The sequence below is a fragment of the Streptacidiphilus sp. PB12-B1b genome (assembly GCF_014084125.1).
Taxonomy (GTDB): domain Bacteria; phylum Actinomycetota; class Actinomycetes; order Streptomycetales; family Streptomycetaceae; genus Streptacidiphilus.
The window spans coordinates 7,126,666-7,145,639 of record NZ_CP048405.1 but is presented as its reverse complement, the minus strand read 5'-3'; the positions used below and the strand labels follow the sequence as shown (position 1 = coordinate 7,145,639).

The window sequence follows — 18,974 nt, the reverse complement described above, 5'->3', positions numbered from 1 at the left end:
CCGCCGTTGGCACGGCCCTTGTGGTGGTTCCGGCCGCCCGGTGGACCGTCGGGCTCCGGCGTCCGCGAGAATGCCGACGATGAAACTCTTTGTCGCGCTCGTGCCCCCGTCGGAAGCCGTCGAGGAGCTGGCGGCCGTCGTCCGCCCGCTGCACTCCCTGCCGCAGGCCGCCCCGCTGCGCTGGACCGGACTGCCCAGCTGGCACCTCACCCTCGCCTTCCTCGGCCAGGTCGACGCCGAGCAGCTGCCGCCGCTGGAGGCCGGTCTGGCCGCTGTCGCCGCAGCTCAGCCCGCGTTTGCGCTGCGGCTCGGCGGAGCCGGTCACTTCGGCGACCGCGCCCTGTGGGCCGGCGTCCACGGCGACACCGCCGCCATCGGACGCCTGGCCGGGGCCAGCGCCGACGCCGCCCGGCAGGCCGGTCTCGGCGTGGACGACGGCCACGGCTTCACCGCCCACCTGACCCTCGCCCGCAGCTCCACCCCGCGCAGCGCCGGGCGCCACGCCGGCCGCCCCGGCGGCCCGGACCTGCGCCTGCTCGCCGCGGCGCTCACCGGGTTCCGGGGCCTGCCCTGGCCGGCGGACACCCTGCGGCTGATGCGCAGCCACCAGGGCGCGGGCCCGTCGCCCTACGAGACCGTCGCCGCCTGGCCGCTGGCGCAGTCCTGACGCCCCTGCCCGCCGGGCCGGGGCAGGTGCGCTGTGCTCAGGGGGCGGCCAGGGTGGTGAAGCCGCCGCGGTAGAACAGCAGCGGGCCGGTGACGTCGCGTCCGGCGTCGAGCGCGCCCACGCGGCCCAGCACGATCAGGTGGTCGCCGCCGGTGTGCACGGCGTGGATGGTGCAGTCGATCCAGGCCAGCGCCCCGGCCAGGCGCGGCGCGCCGGTGGCGGGCGCGGGCGTCCAGTCCAGCCCGGCGAACTTGTCCGCGCCGGTGGCGGCGGAGACCGCGAAGGTGCGGCAGAGAGCGTCCTGGTCGGCGGCCAGGACGCTGGCGCAGAACGCCCCGGCGCGGGCGATCCGGGGCCAGGAGGACGACGTCCGGGCGACGTTGAAGCTGACCAGCGGCGGCTCCAGCGAGAGCGAGGAGAACGACTGGCAGGCGAAGCCGACCGGCGCGCCGTCGTCGTCCAGGGCGCTGATCACGGTCACGCCGGTGCAGAAGTGCCCCAGCACGGCGCGCAGTCGGCGGGTGTCGGCAGCGGCGGCCTCCGACGCCTTCGTGTCCGGCCGCCGCTCGTCCGGCCGGACCGCGCGCAGCGCCGGGCGGTGCGGCGGTTCGTCCGCTTCGGGGGAGTAACTCCCGTTTCGGTACGGCTCCGGCGGGCCGACCGTCCGCAGATAGCGGACGGCTGCCACCGCCATTCCCTCGTGGCCCATCGGGTCGCCTCGCAGCCTGGTCGCAGCCCTGTCGTCGGTCCTGGACCCCATTGAACCTGACGGTGCGTCAGTTGGGAAGTGGGTGGGATTGTCCCTTGACGCGCCCGAACACCTGTTGCGTAGGGTGTGCGAACCGATCGGCAGGAGGACCCCATGGCAACGCAGGCCAGGCGCTGGACGCGGGCTGCCGGAGCGGTCGGGGCCGCGGCGCTGGTGATGAACGCCGTCTCCCTGTTCGAGGTGTGGCAGGTGGTGAGCATGCCCGGGAACAGCATCACCATCACCGGCGTCTTCGACAGCGGCCTCCTCCGGCGGCAGCTGGCGCAGCTCGTCGGCGAGACCCTGGTCATCCTGCTGCTGCTGGCACTCGCCCGGCTGGTGAGCCGCCGACTGCTGCACGGCCGGTTCGCCATAGCCGTCGGCGCGGTGCTGCTGGTGGCCGCCGCGCTCACGGACGACTGGTTCACCTTCCACGGCGGCATGGAGGGCGTCACCGCCATCGTCTACGGCACCAACGGCCTGCTCGCCCAGGCCGCGCTGCCGATGGCGGCCGGGGCCTGGACGCTGCGCTCCCGCACGCCGGAGCTGGTGCCGGTCGCCGACACCACCCCGTTCGAAGGCGTCTGGGAGGGCCCGGCGGGCGTGCTCAGCCTGGAGCCCGAGGGCCTGTTCACCCTGCACCGGGGCGGCGGCGAGGCCGTCGAGGGCAGCTGGGAGCCGGAGACCGGCCTGCCGCCGCAGCTGCTGCTGCGGGTGGACGCGCCGACCGCGCTCGGCCACGGCTGGCAGACGACCGTGCTGGACATCGAGCACCGGCCGGACGGCGCCGAGGTGCTGCGCCTCGCCGACGGCATCGCCTTCGCCCGCCGCCCGGCCGAGCTGGTGGTGGAGCAGGCGGGCGGCTACCAGGGCGGCCTGGAGCTGCTGGAGAGCTGACCGCCGTCGGCGGGGCGTTGCTCAGCGGCCGGTGAAGCGCGGGGTGCGGCGCTCGACGAACGCGCGCACCCCCTCCTGGGCGTCCGCGCTGGTCAGGTTGATCTCCTGGGCGTTCGCCTCGGCGGCGAAGGCGCCCGCCCGGTCGGACTCCAGGGCGGCGTTCACCAGCTGCTTCGTCAACGCCATCGACCTGGTCGGCCCGGACGCCAGCCGCGCGGCCCAGGACTGGGCGGTCTTCTCCAGCTCGGCCGCCGGGACCACCCGGTTGGCTAGCCCCAGCCGCTCCGCCTCGGCAGCCGGGAGCGGATCGCCGAACAGCAGCAGCTCCTTCGCCCGCTGCGGCCCGACCAGGCGCGGCAGCAGGTACGCCGCGCCGCCGTCCGGCACCAGCCCCCGGCGTACGAACGCGGCCACCAGCGTCGCCGTGTCCGCCATCAGCACCAGGTCGCAGGCCAGGGCCAGCGGTACGCCCACGCCCGCCGCCGTGCCGTTGACCGCCGCCAGCACCGGCTTCTCGCAGTCCAGCACCGCCCCGACCATCCGCTGCACCCCCCGCCGCAACACCCGCGCCACATCCCCCGCCACCCGCCCATCCGCCGCCGCGCCCGGGGCGGGGTTGCGGAGGTCGGCGCCGGAGCAGAAGCCTCGGCCTGCGCCGGTGAGCACCACGGCTCGTACGGCGGGGTCGGCGGAGGCCTGCTCCAGCAGCGCGATCAGCTGTTCGCGCATCTCGGCGGTGACGGCGTTCAGCGTCCGGGGCCGGTTGAGGGTGATCCAGCTGACGCCGTCGTCCATCCGGCGCAGCACCGGCGGGCCCGCCGCGTCGGCATCGGCTGCACCGGCCGTTGGTGCACCGCCCGCCGCCGCGTCGCCCGCTGCCGCAGCGGCCGGGCTGTTCACCGGCATACCGCCAGCGCGTCCAGCGCGACCACGCCCTTGCCGCGTTCGAGCACCATCAGCGGGTTGATGTCCAGCTCGGCGAGGTCGTCGCCCAGTTCCAGGGCCATCCGCTGGACCCGCATCACCACCTCCACCAGCGCGTCGACGTCCATCGGCGGCCCGCCGCGCACCCCGTCCAGCAGCGGCCTGCCGCGCAGCTCGGCCAGCATCGTCCGGACGTCCGCGCAGGCGAACGGCGGGACGCGGACCGCGGTGTCCCGCAGCACCTCCACGAAGACCCCGCCGAGCCCGACCGTGACCGTGGGCCCGAAGGTGGGGTCCTGGCTGATGCCGAGCGCCATCTCCACCCCGGCCTCGACCATCTGGCACACCAGCACGCCCTCCAGCCGCCCGATCCCGGCCGCCCGGGCGTTGTCGGTGAGCTCCCTGAAGGCGTCCCTGACCTGACTGGCCGAGGTCAATCCGACTTTCACCAGGCCGAGTTCGGTCTTGTGGGCGACCTCGGGAGCGGAGCCCTTCAGCACCACCGGGTAGCCCACCACGCCGGCCGCCCGCACCGCCCCGGCCGCGCTCGCCACCAGCTGTTCGCGGGGCACACGAATGCCGTAGGCGCGCAGGAGTTGCTTGGCCGCGACCTCGCTGAGCTGCTGCCCGGCGTGCAGCACCCGCTGCGCCTTGGCCTTGCCGGCGCAGGGCGTGCGCGGCGCGGTGTCGAACGGGCTGCGGTAGCCGGCGGTGAAGCGGTGGTGCTCCAGGTAGGCGGCGACGGCCCGGACGCAGTTGCCGAAGGTGCGGAAGACGGCGACCCGGGAGGAGCCGAGCAGGGTCTCCCGGTACGCGGCCTCGGTGCCCACCGGCGAACCCCACACCACGCAGACCAGTTTGTCGGTGGTCTCCGCGACCTCGACCAGATCCTGTGCGAGCCTGTCGCTCATGGGCGGGAAGGGGCCGGTGACGGGACAGATCAGCACGCCCACGGACGGGTCGGCCAGGATCGCGTCCAGGATCTTCCGGCCGCGCCAATCGCCCACCGGGTGACCGCCGTTGTCGATCGGGTTGGCCACACTCAGGTAGCCGGGTATCCACTGGTGCAGTTCGTCCTGCTTGGCCTGGCCCAGCCGGGGCAGGGTCAGGCCGCGTGCGGCCGCCAGGTCGGCGAGGTGCGCGCCGGTGCCGCCGGAGATGGAGTAGACCGCGACGCCGTCGGCGGTCGGCGGCTTGGCCCGGGCCAACAGGGCTGCGGTGTCCTGGAGTTCGTCCAGTCCGTCGACGCGGATCACACCGAACTGGCGGAACGCGGCGTCCACCACGTCGTCCGCGCCGGTGAGTTTGCCTGTGTGCGAGGCGGCCATGCGCGCGCCCTCGCTGGTCCGGCCGACCTTGACGGCGACGACCGGCACGCCCCGGCGCGCGGCGTGGTCGGCGGCCAGCAGGAAGGCACGGCCGTCCTTCAACCCCTCGATGTACGCGGCGATGGCGCCGACCTCGGGCTGGTCGGCGAACCAGCGGACGAAGTCGGAGACCTCCAGGTCGGCCTCGTTGCCGGTGGGCGCCCAGTGGCTGAGCCGGATGCCGAGCTCCTGGAGCGCGAACACCGGACGGCCCTGGTGGCCGCTCTGGGTGATCAGCGCGATCGCCGGGCCGGTGAGGTCGTCGCGGAACCGTTCGAACGCGTTGAGGTTGGTGTTGGGGCCGAGCAACCGCAGGCCGGTCGGGGCGTCCGCGATCAGCTGCGCCAACTGCTCCTGCGCGGCCGCGCCCGCGCTGCCGGTCTCGGCGAAGCCCGAGGCGAAGGCCACGGCGAAGCGCACCTTGGCCTCGATCAACTGCGGGACCACCGAGGCCGGATCGCCGAGCAGGATCACCGCCAGGTCGATCGGCTCCCCGCCGGGAGCCGGCACCGACGCCAGATCGGGGTAGCAGGTCAGCCCGTCGACCTCGGACCGGCCGGGGTTGACCGGGAACATGCGCGCGCCGACCCGCTCTGCCCAGGCCCGCAACTGCCGGGTGATGCCGGTGTTGGGCCGGCCGGGGGCGTCGGACGCGCCGATGACCGCGACAGCGGCGGGGCGGAAGAAGGACTCAAGATCGACCGGACGGGGGTGGAGCGGCCGTCCGCTGACATCGATGCCATCCTCCGCGTCCAGCATGGCGCAGCCTCCACTCCCACGTTATCTGACGTACCATCAGATTACTTGCCGGAAGCTTGTGGTGGAAGAGGGCGGACGAACCGTCCCGACCCCTTGCGCGGGCGATCCCCGTTGCGGTCAACTGACGATGCGTCAAGAATGGTGATGGTGGCGCACATCGGGCCGTGCGGCCGGAGGCGAGGCGGGCAGATGCAGGTCGTCCACAGCTACGGACTGAGCGCCGCCCACTGGCTCGCGGTGCTGCGCATCGGCCTCGGCCTATGGTGGCTGGAGAGTTGGCGGCACAAGGACAAGCGCGGCTGGCTGCAGCGCGGCACCGGCATCGACTGGGCCAAGGGCGTCGCCGCCAAGCACCGCTGGTCCGCCGTGCGCGGCTCCTTCGACCGGATCGTCGCCCCCCGGCCCCGGGCCATGGCGTACGTGGTGGTGTCCGCCGAGCTGGCCCTCGGCCTCGGCCTCACCGTCGGCCTGCTCAGCGCAGTCGCCCTGGCCGCCGGACTGCTGCTGAACCTGCTGTACTTCGTGCTGATGATCCACGACTGGGCCGAGCAGGGGCAGAACCTGATGATGGCGCTGATCTCCCTGGTCGCGCTGCTCGCCATGAGCTGGCAGACCTGGTCGCTGGACTCCCTCTTCTTCTCGGGCGCCTGGTACTAGCGTCCGGGGGCCGGTGGCGGCTCAGGCACCGGCCGCCGCGTAGCGCCAGAAGTCCCGCATCAGCGCGGGCGGGGTCGGGCCGCCCAGCTGCACCTGGGTGAACAGGACGGAGACGGTGCCCGTGGCCGGTGTGATGTGGGCCGTCGTCCCGGTGCCCCCGACCCAGCCGTAGCGACCGGCCACGTTCCACGGGTTCACCGGCTCGACGTCGACCGAGCCGCCGAAGCCCCAGCTCTGGCCCTCCAGGAACAGCCCGGTCGGCTCCCGCTGGACGCTCGTCAACTGGTCGGTGGTCATCTGCCGAACCGCCTCCGCCGAGAGCAGTCGGCGGCCGTGGGCGGCCCCGGCGGCCCGCCCGTCCACCACGCCCCCGGCGAGCAGCATCCGGCCGAACGCGTACCAGTCGTCCACCGTCGAGACCAGCCCGCCTGCGGCGGAGGGGAACGCGGGCGGTGCGGCCCACTGCCCGTCCGGCGGGTCCAGCAGGGCCAGGCCGCCCGCCGGATCCTCGCGGTAGTAGCCGGTGAAGCGGTCCAACCGGGCTGCGGGGACCGCGAAGCCGGTGTCCACCATGCCGAGCGGGTCGAACAGCCGCTCGGCCAGGAACTCCTCCAGCGGCTGCCCGGCCACCCTGGCGATCAGCACGCCCAGGATGTCCGCGCAGGTGTTGTAGAGCCACGCCTCGCCCGGCTGGTGCAGCAGCGGGATCCCGGCCAGCGCCGCCATCCAGGCGTCCGGCTCCGGCACCGCCTGCGGCTGCGGCGGTCCCTGCAGCAGCACACTGAACAGCGGTGCGACGGCGGGCAGCGAGAAGTCCGAGGGAAAGCCGTACCCGGCGCGGAAGGTCAGCAGGTCGAGCACGGTGATCGGCCGCACTGCCGGGACCACGTCGTCCAGTTCGCTGCCGGGGGTGCGCACCACCACCGGCGAGGCCAGCTCCGGCAGCCAGCGCCGGACCGGATCGTCCAGCGCCATGCGCCCCTCGTCGACCAGGACCATCGCCGCCGCGGCGGTGACCGGCTTGGTGATCGACGCGATCCGGGCGATCGACTCGCGCGCCATCGGCGCACTGCCCTGGACGTCCACGGAGCCCACGGCCGCCACCTCGACCCGTCCGCCCCGCGCCACCAGCCCCACTGCCCCCGGCACCGCGCCCGCGCCGACGCCGACACGCGCCCCCAGAAGGTCACCCAGCCCGGCCATCGCCTGCCTCCTCCACTGCGTTGCTGCCCCCACGCCATTCTCGTTCCACCCCCGAACCCCCGCGACCGGAAGCGGCGTGGCGGCGCGGAGTGGGGGTTGCCGGGGAGCGGCTGGGGGCGCATTCTGACGGGCAGTCAGAAAACTGAGCAGAGTGGAGAATGCGCATGACAGCCTTTGTTCCGGCCGCTGTTGCCGCGCCGGGCCAACCCGAGCCGGACGGATTCACCCGGGTCTACTGGGAGGCGGCCGCGCGCGGGCGGTTGCTGGTGCGGCGGTGCGGGGGGTGCGGTCGGGCGCACCACTATCCGCGGGAGTTCTGCCCGTACTGCTGGAGCGAGGACGTGGCCTGGGAGGAGGCGTCCGGGCGGGCGACGCTCTACACCTGGTCGGAGGTGCACGCCAATGACCTGCCGCCGTTCCGCGACCGGCTGCCCTATGTGGCCGCGGTGGTGGACCTGGAGGAGGGCCCGAGGATGATGACGGAGATCGTCGACTGCCCGGTCGCGGAGCTGCGGATCGGGATGCCCTTGTTTGTGACCTTTACCACAGCAGAAACAGCGGACCCTCAGATCACGCACATGGCGGCCGTGGCCGTGTTCCGTCCGTCTGACCGCTGATGATGCCTCAGCGGCACTGCCGCGCTGGGACGTACACCCACCGACCGGCTGCCCCGGACGCCGAGAAAGGAAACCTTCCCTTCCTGGGCGGTGGCAGTTCGTGGGGGTAGCGTGAGACGAGTGACGGTCGCGCAGAGGGGTGCGGCCGGTTGACCGGGAGGCGCCAAGGGCATCCGTCTCGTCCGTTGTGACGATCCGGCCATTCACGCGCACCCACACCCCCGAGGACCCTGCACATGCCCAGTCACCCGCCTTCCAGCACTCCCCGCGGCTCCGGTCGTCGCCGACGCCCGGGCGGCGACGGCGACGCACGCGGCCTGCGCGGCGACGGCGGGTACGGCGGCTTCGACGCCCACGACGCCGGTGCGGACGGGACCGCCGCGGCCGGACCGTCCGGGGGCGTCGGCTCTGCGGGATTCCCCACCAGCCGACTGCAGGCCCGGGCCGCCTCCCGGGCGCAGTCGCGGCGCAAACGGCGGGTGCGCAACGGCGTCCTCGGCGTCGGCTCGATCGCCGCCCTGTCGGTGCTCGCCGTGGCCGGGCTGCTGCCCGGCCCCACCTCCGCCGGTCGGACCAGCGCGGACGGCATCCCGCCGGTCGGCGCCAAGCCGGCTGCCGCGTCCCGGCCCGCGTCCGCGCCCAGCAGGCCCGCCGCGCCCAAGCCCGCTCCGGGCCTGGCGCAGTTGCCGGGGCTGGGCGCGTCGTTCCGGGCGAAGATCCCGGCCGGCGCCGGGCAGGTGCTGCTGGCCCGGGGCGGATCGGCGACCACCAACACCGTCACGGTCGTGCTGTACACCCGCACCGCCGCCGGGCGGTGGCTGCCGGGCGCAGTCTGGGCCGGGCACAATGCCCTGGACGGCTGGACCACCGACCACCACGAGGGCGACCTGCACAGCCCGATCGGCGTCTACACCCTCACCGACGCCGGCGGCCTCTACGCCAATCCGGGGACCAAGCTGCCGTACCTCCAGTCCTCGGAGTTCAAGGACCTCAGCACCGGTTTCGAGGGCGAGTCGCTCGCCGACGCCTTCAACTACGTCGTCGCCATCAACTACAACCACGTGCCGGGCACCTCCCCGCTGTCGGCGGCGCGGCCCATGGGCGCGTCCAAGGGCGGCGGGATCTGGGTGCACGTCGACCACGGCGGCCCCACGCACGGCTGCATCAGCATTCCGCAGGCGGACATGGTGGCGCTGCTCAAGGAACTCGACCCGGCCGAGCACCCGGTCATAGTGATGGGCGACGCCGCCGCGCTCGCGGCCTGAGCCTCCGGACGCGGTCGGCGGATCGGGCTGCGGGCGGGCTCCGATGGCCGCACGATGCCCGAACGGGCGTCCGAGGTGAGAGTTGGCTGAGGGGAAGCGGTCAGGCCCCAGCCGCCCGTTGGCGGTTGTCAGGCCCCTACAGCATCGCCCGTCGGAAACTGTCCCTGGTCATGCCTATGGACCGGCCGGTAACCGGCTTGAGTGGGGGCATGACCGGTTCTCGTATCGTCGCGCTCGGGCACTACCAGCCGCCCAAGGTCCTCACCAATGCCGACCTGGCGCAGCTGGTCGACACCGACGACGAGTGGATCCGCAGCCGGGTGGGCATCCGCACGCGGCACATCGCCGAATCCGAGACCGTCTCCGACCTGGCGTTCCTCGCCGCTGAGAAGGCGCTGGCCGCGAGCGGCCTGGACGCGTCCACGATCGACCTGGTCGCCGTGGCCACCTGCACCGCGATCGACCGCAGCCCGAACACCGCCGCGCAGGTCGCGGCCCGGCTCGGGATCGCCGCGCCGGCGGCGTACGACATCAATACGGTCTGCTCGGGCTTCTCCTACGCGCTGGCCACCGCCGACCACGCGATCCGCGCGGGCGCGGCCACCCGGGCGCTGGTGATCGGCGCGGAGCGGATGTCCGACGTCCTGGACTGGACCGACCGCAGCACCTGTGTGATCTTCGGCGACGGCGCGGGCGCGGCCGTGGTCGAGGCGGTCGGCGGCGCCGAGCAGCCGGGCATCGGGCCGGTGGTCTGGGGCTCCGACCCGTCCAAGGGCGACGCCGTGCGCATCGACGGCTGGGATCCGACCATCACCCAGCAGGGGCAGGCGGTGTTCCGCTGGGCCACCACGCAGATCGCCCCGCTGGCCCGGCTGGCCTGCGAGAAGGCCGGGATCACCCCGGCCGAGCTGGCCGGTTTCGTCCCGCACCAGGCCAATCTGCGGATCATCGACGCCATCGCGGCCAAGATCGGCGCGCCGAACGCTGTCATCGCCCGCGACGTCGTCGACTCGGGCAACACCTCGGCGGCGTCCATCCCGCTGGCCCTCTCCAAGCTGGTCGAACGCGGCGAGCTGGCCTCCGGCGCCCCCGTCCTCCTGCTCGGCTTCGGCGGCGGCCTGGCCTACGCCGGCCAGGTCGTCCGCTGCCCCTAGCCCCCGGCTCCTGGCCCCCTGCCCCTGGCCTCCTGCCCCGGTCGCGTTCAGCGGCCGAGGACGAGGGTGGCGGAGGAGCAGAACCAGCCGCCGACACCGCTGACCAGGGCGAGGCCGGGCGGGCCGGGGGTGCGGTCGCGGCGCGGGACTTGCCGGGCCGGGGCGGTGGACGCGTAGTCGCCGCGGAGCTGGCGGACGGCCTCGGTGATCAGGAACAGGCCGCGCATGCCCGGGTGGCAGGCGGACAGGCCCCCGCCGTCGGTGTTCACCGGCAGCGCGCCCTCCCGCAGCAGCCGGCCGTGCTCGGCGTCGACGAAGGGGCCGCCCTCGCCCTTGGCGCAGAAGCCCAGGTCCTCCAGGGCGACCAGCGGCATGTAGCTGAAGGCGTCGTACAGCTGCGCCAGCTCGATGTCGGCCGGGCCGACGCCCGCGCGCCGGTAGGCGAGGGCGCCGGAGACGGCGGCGGGGGAGACGGTGAAGTCCTCCCACTGCGACATCAGGCTGTGGCTGAGGTGCTCGCCGGCCCCCAGGATCCAGACCGGGGCGTGCCGGGTGTCCGGGACGTAGTCCTCGGCCGCGAGCAGGACGGCGCAGCCGCCGTCCGAGCGGATGCAGCAGTGCAGCTTGGTGAAGGGGGAGGCGACGGGCGGCCCGGCGAGCACCTCGTCCACGGTGAGCGGGGCGCGGTACATGGCCTCCGGGTTGGCGGCGGCGTTGGCCCGGGCCTGCACGGCGACGCCCGCGAGCTGCTCCAGTGTCGTCCCGTACGCGTGCATGTGGCGGCGGGCCGCCATCGCGTACTTGGAGATGAGCGTGTGCCCGTACGGGGCCTCGAACTGCTGGGGCCCGTGTGCGCCCAGTGCGAGCCCGGCGGTGCGGCGCCGGGCCTTGAGGTCGGCGCGGGCCGTCGAGCCGTAGACCAGCAGGACGGCCTCGGCGTGGCCGGCCGCTATCGCGTCGGCCGCGTGGGCGGCCATGACCTCCCAGGTCGAGCCGCCGACCGAGGTGGAGTCGGTCCAGCGCGGGCGCAGGCCCAGGTATTCGCAGACCTCGACGGGGGCGAGCAGGCCGAGCCCGGCCGAGGCCACGCCGTCGATCACCGAGCGCGGCAGTCCGGAGTCGGCCAGGGCCCGCCGGGCGGCCTGGGCGTGCAGCTGGAACGCGGTCGCGTCGTCCACCCGGCCGCAGTCGGAGTGGGCCACGCCGACGACCGCGACCCGGCGGCGCGGCTGCTCCGGCGGCACCGGGTTGTGCAGGGAGGGCACGGGCACGGGTCAACTCCTCCGAGAGGTAACGGTGTTGCGGCCGAACCGGATAGCTGACGGTACATCAGATTTATGGCCCGTGCCCCTGTGCTCCCGTGACCGCTGCTCCTAGGATGACGGACCGTCAGCACACGAGAGCTGGAGGCGGTATGGACCCCGCGCCCACCCCCGAACAAGAGGCCGTCCGCCGTACCCTGCGCGAGGCCCTGGCCAAGCGCTGCACCCCGGAGCAGGTCCGCGCGGCGGCGGCGAGCCCGTCCGGGCACGATCCGGAGCTGTGGCGGCGGCTCGCGGAACAGCCCGGACTGCCCGGCCTGGCCCTGCCCGCGGAGTACGGCGGCGCCGGGCTCGGGCCGATCGAGCTGGCCCTGGCCTGCGAGGAGACCGGACGGGTGCTGCTGCCCTCGCCGCTGCTCGGCTCCTGCGTCCTGGCGGCGGGCGCCGTCCTCGCGCTGGGCACACCGGAGCAGCGGGCCCGGCTGCTGCCGGCCCTGGCGAGCGGCGAGCGGACCGCCGCGCTGGTCCTGCCGAGACCGCTGCCCGACGGGACGGCTGCGGGCGGCGGCCGCGCCGGCGGCATCCAGGCCCGCCCCCGGCCCTCCCAGGACCGGACGCCGCCCGACGCGACGCCGGACCGTACGCCGGGGTGGCTGCTGTACGGGGAGGCCGCGCCGGTCGTCGACGGCGCCCGGGCCGACCTGCTGGTCGTCGCCGCGCACACCGGGGGCTTCCCGCGCAGCCGGACCGTCCTCTACCTGGTCGCGGGCGACGCCCCCGGGCTCACCCGCAGCCGCTGCGCCTCGCTGGACGAGACCCGCGCGCTGGGGCGGGTGGAGCTGCGCGACACCGTCGGCGTCCCGCTCGGCGATCCGGCGCTGGACGCGGGGCCGGGCCTGGACGGCGTCGGGCTGTCGGCGGCGCTGGCCACCGCCGCCGAGGCGGTGGGCGCGGCCGAGCACTGCCTGGCCCGGGCAGTGGAGTACGCGCAGACCCGGGAGCAGTTCGGCCGGCCGATCGGCTCCTTCCAGGCCATCAAGCACAAGCTCGCGGACGTGTATGTCGCGGTGGAGTCGGCGCGCTCGGCGGTCCACTACGCAGCCTGGTCGCTCGACGCCGCCACGGGCGCCGGCGCCGACGGCGGTGCGTCGGCGTCGGCGGCGGCCACCGCGGTGCTGCTGGCGCTGGCCCAGGCGCTGGAGTGCCTGCACACCGCCGCCGCCGAGGCGATCCAGGTGCACGGCGGGATCGCCATCACCTGGGAGCACGACATCCACCTCTACTTCAAGCGGGCCGTCGCCGACGAGCTGCTGTTCGGGGCGCCGCACCGGCTGCGCGCCCGTGCCGCGGCCCGCGCCGGGCTGTTCCCGCCCGGGCCGCACGCCGGGCGCGGCCGAGCGGCGGCGGTGTGACATGGCGCCGGAAGCCCACGGTCAGCCGCCCCGACCGTCCAGCTCACCCCGCTCGCCCCGCTCACCCCGTTCGCGCGGGGCGGCGGTGATCCAGCGGGTCTCCACCTCGCGGGCCTTCGCCCGGATCGCCCCGCGCGTCCTGCCCCGGCTGGACCGGGCGGTGCACCGGCTCAGCGGCGGCCGGGTGATGATCAGCCAGTACCTGCTGCCGTCGCTGTTCCTGACGACGGTCGGTCGCCGCAGCGGCGAGCCCCGGGTGACCCCGCTGGCCTGCCTGCCCGAGCCGGGCGGCGGCTTCCTGGTCATCGGCAGCAACTTCGGCCAGGCCCGGCACCCGGCCTGGACCGGCAACCTGCTCGCCGCCCCGGACGTCACGGTCGAGCACCGGGGCCGGACGCTGCCGGTCACCGCCCGGCTGCTGGAGGGCGGGGAGCGCGAGGCGGCCTGGGCGGCGCTGCTGCAGATGTGGCCGCCGTACGCCGCCTACCAGGCGCGGGTGGAGCGGCAGCTGCGGATCTTCCGGCTGGAGCCGCTCCGCCAACGGCGGACGGAGCGGACGCGGACCCGCGCGGCGGGCGTATCCGAGGGCGTCGCGGGGAATGAATGATGGGCGGCCCTTCCCCGGCGAAGGGGAGGGCCGCCCAGGGCGGATCCGGCGTCGCAGACGACTCGCAGACGACTCCGAGAGGGGTACTGCGGGCATGCGGGTGTGAGTGCGGGCGCGGCGTTTCGGACCGGTGTACCTCCCCCGAGGCGCAGCCGGTCCCTCGCCCGGTCGGACAGGCGACCGGGTTTTCGCAGCCCAGGAGCGCTCACCGAGCACTCACCCCGGGCGTCCTGGCACCATCCGGACGTCCGGGATCGTCCCGGGGCGTCCTGCGGGCCGCCCGTGGCCGCCGGAGCGGCCGGTGCGAGCCCGCGCATGCCCGGGAGACACCCGGGACTGGTCGGGGCCAGGGCTAACCGGCCGGGACCGGTGCCGTGGTCACCCGCTATTTCGGCGGCTTCTTACCGGTCATGCCGAGGTAGACCAGCAGCGCCAGGCTGGGCTTGAGCTCCTTGGCCTTGACGCCCCAGGAGTCGAACCCCTTCTGGTGCTCCGCGACGGCGGCCAGCATGGCCACCAGCGATCCGGCGATGGCCGGGGCGCTGACCGACGCGTCCGCCTTCCCCGAGGCCTGGAGGGCCTTGAGGGAGTCGGTGAGCGAGTTGGTCACCGCGTTGAGGATCTTCATGCGGATCTTGAAGAACCGCTTGTCCCCTTCCGCTGAGCCCAACGTGACCACGCGCAGGATGGCCTCGTTGTCGCGCCAGAACGTGAGGAAGCCGTCAACCAGCTCCTCGGCCGTCTGGTAGCCGGTCTTTCCGGCCCACGACTTCTCGGCGACCAGGTCCTTGAGACCGGCGCCTTCCCTGGCCATCCCGTCCGCGATCTCGAGGACAGCGCCCTCGACGTCGGGGAAGTACTGGTAGAACGTTGCGGGGGAGGTACCCGCCATCCGGGCTACGTCGATGACCTTGACGTCCCGGTAGGGCGATGTGCTGAGCATCTCGCTAAGGCATTCGAGCAGCTTCTGCCGCGTCGCCTGCCCGCGTCGCCCGGCGACACGCCCGTCGACGGTGCGAACTTGTCCTGTCATGCCGTCAGTTTACCGTGGCAAGATCCGCGCGCTATCCGGCAGTGTGCCGAATGCTCCGTCAGGCTGACGGGCCGCCGGACGGCGGGCGCGGCGCAGCACCGGCCCGAGGGCCGGATTTCGGGGCCGACGGCGGTTTCCGGCCCGAATCCGATGCGAGAAATCAGGCGGGCTCCGAACTCAGTTCCGAATCCAGAGCCGAGCCCGGTCCGGGGCCCTGGGCCGGCTGCTGCCCTCCGGCGGCGGTCAGCCAGGCCGCCCGGGTGCCGGGCAGTCCGCTGCCGCCGTCGGCGGTGGTGCGCACCGCCAGCACCTGGTTGACGCCGATCCGGTTCTCCTCGAAGGCCAGCGCGGACGCCGCCATGTAGAGCCGCCAGACCCGGGCCCGCCCGGTGCTGGTCAGCGCGGTGGCCCGGTCCCAGTCGGACTCCAGGTTGGAGACCCAGGCCCGCAGCGTCAGCGCATAGTGCTCGCGCAGCGACTCGACGTCCCTGACCTCGAATCCGGCCTGCTCCAGCAGGCTGACGGTCTCGCCGACCGGCGAGAGGTCGCCGTCGGGGAAGACGTACGCGGTGATGAAGGGGCTGGTGCGGTAGCGCTCGCCGGGGGCGCTGGGCCGCCGGGCGATCTGATGGTTCAGCAGCCGCCCGCCGGGGGCGAGCAGCCCGTACAGCAGCCCGGCGTAGCGTCGGTACTGCTCCGTACCGACGTGCTCGGCCATGCCGACGCTGGAGATCGCGTCGAACGGGCCGTCGACGACCTCGCGGTAGTCCTGCAACCGGGTCGTCAGCTGCTCGGCCAGCCCGGCCTCGGCGATGCGCTCCCGGGCGCCGCGCGCCTGCTCCTCGGAGAGGGTGATCCCGACGCCGGTCACCCCGTAGTGACGGGCGGCGTGCAGCAGCAGCGAGCCCCAGCCGCAGCCCACGTCCAGCAGCCGCATGCCCGGGCGCAGGCCGAGCTTGCGGCAGATCAGGTCCAGCTTGGCCTCCTGCGCCTGCTCCAGGGTGGACGACTCCGGCGTCCAGTAGGCGCAGGAGTAGACCAGGGACGGGCCCAGCACCAGCCGGTAGAAGTCGTTGCCGACGTCGTAGTGGTGGCTGATGGCGGTGCGGTCCCGGCCCAGGGAGTGGCGGCTGCCCTTCAGCCGGCGGGCCTCCTCCGGCGGCAGCGGCGGCCTCGGGCCGATCGCCCCGAGGGTGGTGGCGGTGCGCAGCAGCCGGCGCCCCTGCGGGCCGAGCAGCTCCCGGGCGCCCGGACGCAGCGTCACCGTGTCCGTCCGCTCGACCAGCCGCACCACGGCGGTGAGCAGCTCGTACAGGTCGGTGCCGGGGTCGATCTCCAGATCGCCGGAGACGTAGGCGCGGGCCAGGCCCAGCTCGTCCGGACGCCAGATCAGGTGCCGCAGGGCCCGCCGGTTGCGCAGCACCAGCATCGGGGCGCCGGGCGGGCCCGCCTGCGAGCCGTCCCAGGTGCGCAGCCGTACCGGCAGTTCCGTGCCGAGCAGCTCGGTCAGAACCGAGGCCAGTTGCTCCGCCGTGCCCGTCATCTGTCGCCTCCACCGCCGTTGGACACCGCTGAGACATGCCAGGCCGTCAATCTAACGCTCGTGCACCAATTCGTGGATCAGCCGCGCGACACGATCGTGAGCCGTTCCCGAGCATGGCCTACTGGTGGGCGCGGCCGTTCCGGAGCGCGACCGGCCGGGCCGGTGAGGGCTGGTTGGCCCCGGAACGGGTCCGCGTTGGAGAATCAGTGCCGAACGCGGCATTTACGGGGAGCACTCACGGGGAGGTGGCTGAGGACGTGGACCAGCTGACGGCGCACGATCCCAGACGGATCGGGCCTTTCGAGGTGCTCGGACGCCTCGGCGCGGGTGGGATGGGGCTGGTCTACCTGGGCCGCTCGGCCGCCGGGCGCAGGGTCGCCATCAAGACCGTGCGGGCGGAGCTGGCCGAGGACCAGCTGTTCCGGGTCCGCTTCTCCCGGGAGATCGCGGCTGCCCGTACCGTGAGCGGCTTCTACACCGCGGCCGTCGTGGACGCCGACGCGGACGCGCCCGTCCCGTGGCTGGCCACCGCCTACATCCCCGCGCCCTCGCTGGAGGACCTGGTCGCCGAGTGCGGGCCGCTGCCGGCCGGCGCGGCCCGCTGGCTGATCGCGGGCATCGCCGAGGCGCTGCAGTCGATCCACGCGGCCGGGCTGGTCCACCGTGACCTGAAGCCCTCGAACGTGCTGGTCACCGAGGACGGCCCGCGGGTCATCGACTTCGGCATCGCCGCCGGGGTCTCGCACACCCGGCTGACCATGACCAACGTCGCCGTGGGCACGCCCGCGTACATGTCGCCGGAGCAGGCCAGGGACAGCCGCAGCGTCACCGGCGCCAGCGACGTGTTCTCGCTCGGCTCGCTGCTGGTCTTCGCCGCCACCGCGCACGCCCCGTACCACGGGGTGAACCCTGTGGAGACGGTGTTCATGCTGCTGCGCGAGGCCCCGGACCTCTCCGGCCTGCCGCAGGAGCTGGCGCCGCTGGTCAAGGCGTGTATGCGGCCCGCGGCGGAGCGGCGGCCGACCCCGGCGCAGATCCAGGAGGAGCTGGCACCGCACCTGTACGCCAGCGGGACCGGCGAGGACGACGACTCGCGGGACTGGCTGCCGCCGGTGGCGATGGAGCTGATCGACCGCAGGCGCGGGCGGCGCGGCACCGGCGGCGGCGCGTCGCCCGCGCCTGCGGTCCCGGGCGCGCAGCAGGCACCGCCGCAGCCGGGTCAGCAGCCGCAGCCAGCCCAGCCCGCTCAGCCGTCGGCCCGTCCGGCCCAGCAGCAGCCGGTGGCCGCGCCGTCGGCCGCCGGGCCGGGTCCGAGGACGGCGGATCCGAGGACCGGCGAGACCCCGCCCACCGAGAAGGTCCGCCCGGCGGGCGGCCGTCGCCATGCCGCCGCGCCGGTGGCCGAGGAGGCCGGGCCGACCACGCCCACGCCGGTGGTGCAGCTGGTCGGCGGCGCGGTGCCGATCGGGCCCGGCGTCCGGGCCGGGGCCACCGGCGCGACCACCCATGCCGCCGAGCCGGTCACCCCGCCCGGCACCGACTGGGTGCGCCGTACGCAGATCCCGCAGCCCGGCCGTTCCCCGGCCGCCGCCTCCGGGCCAGCGTCCGGCCCCGCGTCCGGCGAGCCCCCGCGTCCGCCCCGGCGGCCCCGAGCCGCTGGCGTCCCTGGCGGTTCCGGATGTCCAACGACGTCTGGGGCACGCCCGAGGTCAGCGACGGCACCCTGTTCGTCACCAGCTTCGAGGTGCACGCCCTCGACATCGCCACCGGCCGCCGCCGCTTCAAGTCCCGGGACGTCGCCTGGGCGGTGTCGGTGGCCGACGGGCAGGTCCACGCCGCCGACGGGCCCAACCTGTTCACCCTCACCGCCGCCGACGGCGCCGAGCGCTGGCGGGTGGTCCTCGACGGCTGGACGTACTCGCTGCACACCGGCGGCGGCGCGGTCGTCGCCGGAACCCGCGGCGGCGGCGTGCAGGTGCGCTCCGCCATCGACGGCAGCGAGATGTGGAAGGTCAAGGACGCCCAGCAGGAGTACGAGAACCAGCAGTCCGGGCCGTGCGTGGCCGGTGACTCGGTCTACTACTACGGCGGCGGCCGGCTGCACGCGCTCGACCTGACCACCGGACGCCCGCGCTGGGCCTTCCCGGTCGGCGAGGACGTCCCCTCGCACCCGGTGCTGCGGAACGGCGTGCTGTACGTCACCTCCGGCTCCCGGGTGCTCGCCCTGGACGAGGCCACCGGCGAGCAGCGCTGGCGCTTCGACACGCCGGTGGCGCTGTTCACCCCGCCGACCCCGGACGGCCGGGGCGGCATCTACATCGCCGACTACCTGGGCACGGTCTGCGCGCTGGACGCGGCCACCGGCGCGGTGCGCTGGCGCGCCCGGACCGGCGGGCGCCAGGGCGGGGATCCGGTGCTCGTGGTCGACGGCAGCGTCCTGGTCGGCAGCGTGGACACGCTGTACGCCTTCGACGCCGCCCAGGGCGACGAGCGCTGGCGCTACTCCGCGCGCGGCGAGCTGACCGGGGCCCCGGCCGCCGCCGGGGGCCTGGTCCATCTGGGCAGCCGGGACCACTCGCTGCACACCCTGGACCTGGTCACCGGGCGGCTGCGCTGGAAGCTGGACACCGGCGGCGAGATCACCGGCTCCCCGGTGGCCGTCGACGGACGGGTCTTCGCGTGCAGCAAGGACCGCTGCGTCTACGCCCTGGACGCCGCCCGGGGCACGGCCACCTCCCGCGACTGAGGCCCGTCGGGGCCCGAGCCGGAGACGGGTGGCCGGTGGCCGGTGGCGGGAACGGCGTGGCCGTTCCCGTCACCCGTCCCGTCCCCGCGCCCGCGCCGCCTGCCGGGGCGCCG

General features: G+C 74.5%; 15 protein-coding genes and 1 pseudogene. 9 read left to right on the top strand and 7 right to left on the bottom strand.

The annotated features are described in order from the left end of the window. The first annotated feature begins 79 nt into the window (after positions 1–79). Positions 80–667, top strand: a complete 588-nt coding sequence (gene thpR, locus GXW83_RS31080) for an RNA 2',3'-cyclic phosphodiesterase (RefSeq protein ID WP_182446336.1) — start codon at positions 80–82, stop codon at positions 665–667. 37 nt (positions 668–704) lie between these two features. Here thpR and GXW83_RS31075 read toward each other — a convergent pair whose 3' ends face one another. Next, complete coding sequence (locus tag GXW83_RS31075) at positions 705–1,376, bottom strand: flavin reductase family protein (RefSeq protein ID WP_225447358.1); 672 nt, start codon at positions 1,374–1,376, stop codon at positions 705–707. Between the two features lie 153 nt (positions 1,377–1,529). Between GXW83_RS31075 and GXW83_RS31070 the strand changes: the two genes are divergently transcribed. Continuing rightward, positions 1,530–2,312 carry a hypothetical protein gene (locus GXW83_RS31070; RefSeq protein ID WP_182446335.1) on the top strand — a complete coding sequence of 261 codons (783 nt, stop codon included), beginning with the start codon at positions 1,530–1,532 and terminating at the stop codon, positions 2,310–2,312. A 21-nt stretch (positions 2,313–2,333) separates the two neighbouring features. Here GXW83_RS31070 and GXW83_RS31065 read toward each other — a convergent pair whose 3' ends face one another. Together GXW83_RS31065 and GXW83_RS31060 are read right to left on the bottom strand one after the other, a co-directional pair. After that, entirely contained in the window at positions 2,334–3,218 is an 885-nt protein-coding gene (locus GXW83_RS31065; RefSeq protein WP_182446334.1) for an enoyl-CoA hydratase/isomerase family protein, read from the bottom strand. Beyond that, positions 3,209–5,362, bottom strand: coding sequence for an acetate--CoA ligase family protein (locus tag GXW83_RS31060; protein ID WP_182446333.1), 2,154 nt, complete (start codon positions 5,360–5,362; stop codon positions 3,209–3,211). Before GXW83_RS31060 ends, GXW83_RS31065 begins: the two co-directional genes overlap by 10 nt. A gap of 189 nt (positions 5,363–5,551) precedes the next feature. Here GXW83_RS31060 and GXW83_RS31055 point away from each other — a divergent pair, with 189 nt between their 5' ends. Continuing rightward, a complete protein-coding gene (locus GXW83_RS31055; RefSeq protein ID WP_182446332.1) occupies positions 5,552–6,019 on the top strand; it encodes a DoxX family membrane protein in 468 nt (155 codons plus the stop codon). Between the two features lie 21 nt (positions 6,020–6,040). Here the strand turns inward: GXW83_RS31055 and GXW83_RS31050 are convergent, their stop codons facing one another. Then, positions 6,041–7,222 (bottom strand): serine hydrolase, encoded by a 1,182-nt coding sequence (locus GXW83_RS31050; protein ID WP_182446331.1) that lies wholly within the window; start codon positions 7,220–7,222, stop codon positions 6,041–6,043. A gap of 164 nt (positions 7,223–7,386) precedes the next feature. Between GXW83_RS31050 and GXW83_RS31045 the strand changes: the two genes are divergently transcribed. The 3 genes from GXW83_RS31045 (at position 7,387) to GXW83_RS31035 (ending at position 10,258) form a co-directional block, all read left to right on the top strand. Next, positions 7,387–7,839, top strand: coding sequence for a Zn-ribbon domain-containing OB-fold protein (locus GXW83_RS31045; RefSeq protein ID WP_182446330.1), 453 nt, complete (start codon positions 7,387–7,389; stop codon positions 7,837–7,839). Positions 7,840–8,075: 236 nt separating this feature from the next. After that, entirely contained in the window at positions 8,076–9,104 is a 1,029-nt protein-coding gene (locus GXW83_RS31040; RefSeq protein ID WP_182446329.1) for a L,D-transpeptidase family protein, read from the top strand. A 209-nt stretch (positions 9,105–9,313) separates the two neighbouring features. Further along, positions 9,314–10,258, top strand: a complete 945-nt coding sequence (locus GXW83_RS31035) for a beta-ketoacyl-ACP synthase III (protein ID WP_182446328.1) — start codon at positions 9,314–9,316, stop codon at positions 10,256–10,258. Between the two features lie 47 nt (positions 10,259–10,305). Here GXW83_RS31035 and GXW83_RS31030 read toward each other — a convergent pair whose 3' ends face one another. Next, positions 10,306–11,523, bottom strand: coding sequence for an acetyl-CoA acetyltransferase (locus tag GXW83_RS31030; protein WP_225447583.1), 1,218 nt, complete (start codon positions 11,521–11,523; stop codon positions 10,306–10,308). A gap of 149 nt (positions 11,524–11,672) precedes the next feature. On the opposite strand from GXW83_RS31030, the gene GXW83_RS31025 reads away from it, so the two are divergent. Together GXW83_RS31025 and GXW83_RS31020 are read left to right on the top strand one after the other, a co-directional pair. After that, entirely contained in the window at positions 11,673–12,932 is a 1,260-nt protein-coding gene (locus GXW83_RS31025; protein ID WP_182446327.1) for an acyl-CoA dehydrogenase family protein, read from the top strand. Positions 12,933–13,017: 85 nt separating this feature from the next. Further along, positions 13,018–13,539, top strand: a complete 522-nt coding sequence (locus tag GXW83_RS31020) for a nitroreductase family deazaflavin-dependent oxidoreductase (protein ID WP_225447357.1) — start codon at positions 13,018–13,020, stop codon at positions 13,537–13,539. 385 nt (positions 13,540–13,924) lie between these two features. On the opposite strand, the gene GXW83_RS31015 is transcribed toward GXW83_RS31020, so the two are convergent. Further along, positions 13,925–14,572, bottom strand: a complete 648-nt coding sequence (locus GXW83_RS31015) for a TetR family transcriptional regulator (protein WP_182446325.1) — start codon at positions 14,570–14,572, stop codon at positions 13,925–13,927. Between the two features lie 160 nt (positions 14,573–14,732). Then, positions 14,733–16,115, bottom strand: a complete 1,383-nt coding sequence (locus GXW83_RS31010; protein ID WP_182446324.1) for a cyclopropane-fatty-acyl-phospholipid synthase family protein — start codon at positions 16,113–16,115, stop codon at positions 14,733–14,735. A gap of 257 nt (positions 16,116–16,372) precedes the next feature. Between GXW83_RS31010 and GXW83_RS31005 the strand changes: the two are divergent. Beyond that, a pseudogene (locus GXW83_RS31005) lies at positions 16,373–18,861 on the top strand (PQQ-binding-like beta-propeller repeat protein). Positions 18,862–18,974 lie beyond the last annotated feature (113 nt).

Bases quoted from the DNA above. Each gene is read 5' to 3' on its own strand.
- GXW83_RS31010 (WP_182446324.1), bottom strand. From the start codon at position 16,115: ATGACGGGCACGGCGGAGCAACTGGCCTCGGTTCTGACCGAGCTGCTC.
- thpR (WP_182446336.1), top strand. From the start codon at position 80: ATGAAACTCTTTGTCGCGCTCGTGCCCCCGTCGGAAGCCGTCGAGGAG.
- GXW83_RS31075 (WP_225447358.1), bottom strand. From the start codon at position 1,376: ATGGGCCACGAGGGAATGGCGGTGGCAGCCGTCCGCTATCTGCGGACG.
- GXW83_RS31050 (WP_182446331.1), bottom strand. From the start codon at position 7,222: ATGGCCGGGCTGGGTGACCTTCTGGGGGCGCGTGTCGGCGTCGGCGCG.
- GXW83_RS31040 (WP_182446329.1), top strand. From the start codon at position 8,076: ATGCCCAGTCACCCGCCTTCCAGCACTCCCCGCGGCTCCGGTCGTCGC.
- GXW83_RS31065 (WP_182446334.1), bottom strand. From the start codon at position 3,218: ATGCCGGTGAACAGCCCGGCCGCTGCGGCAGCGGGCGACGCGGCGGCG.
- GXW83_RS31035 (WP_182446328.1), top strand. From the start codon at position 9,314: ATGACCGGTTCTCGTATCGTCGCGCTCGGGCACTACCAGCCGCCCAAG.
- GXW83_RS31060 (WP_182446333.1), bottom strand. From the start codon at position 5,362: ATGCTGGACGCGGAGGATGGCATCGATGTCAGCGGACGGCCGCTCCAC.
- GXW83_RS31025 (WP_182446327.1), top strand. From the start codon at position 11,673: ATGGACCCCGCGCCCACCCCCGAACAAGAGGCCGTCCGCCGTACCCTG.
- GXW83_RS31045 (WP_182446330.1), top strand. From the start codon at position 7,387: ATGACAGCCTTTGTTCCGGCCGCTGTTGCCGCGCCGGGCCAACCCGAG.
- GXW83_RS31055 (WP_182446332.1), top strand. From the start codon at position 5,552: ATGCAGGTCGTCCACAGCTACGGACTGAGCGCCGCCCACTGGCTCGCG.
- GXW83_RS31015 (WP_182446325.1), bottom strand. From the start codon at position 14,572: ATGACAGGACAAGTTCGCACCGTCGACGGGCGTGTCGCCGGGCGACGC.
- GXW83_RS31070 (WP_182446335.1), top strand. From the start codon at position 1,530: ATGGCAACGCAGGCCAGGCGCTGGACGCGGGCTGCCGGAGCGGTCGGG.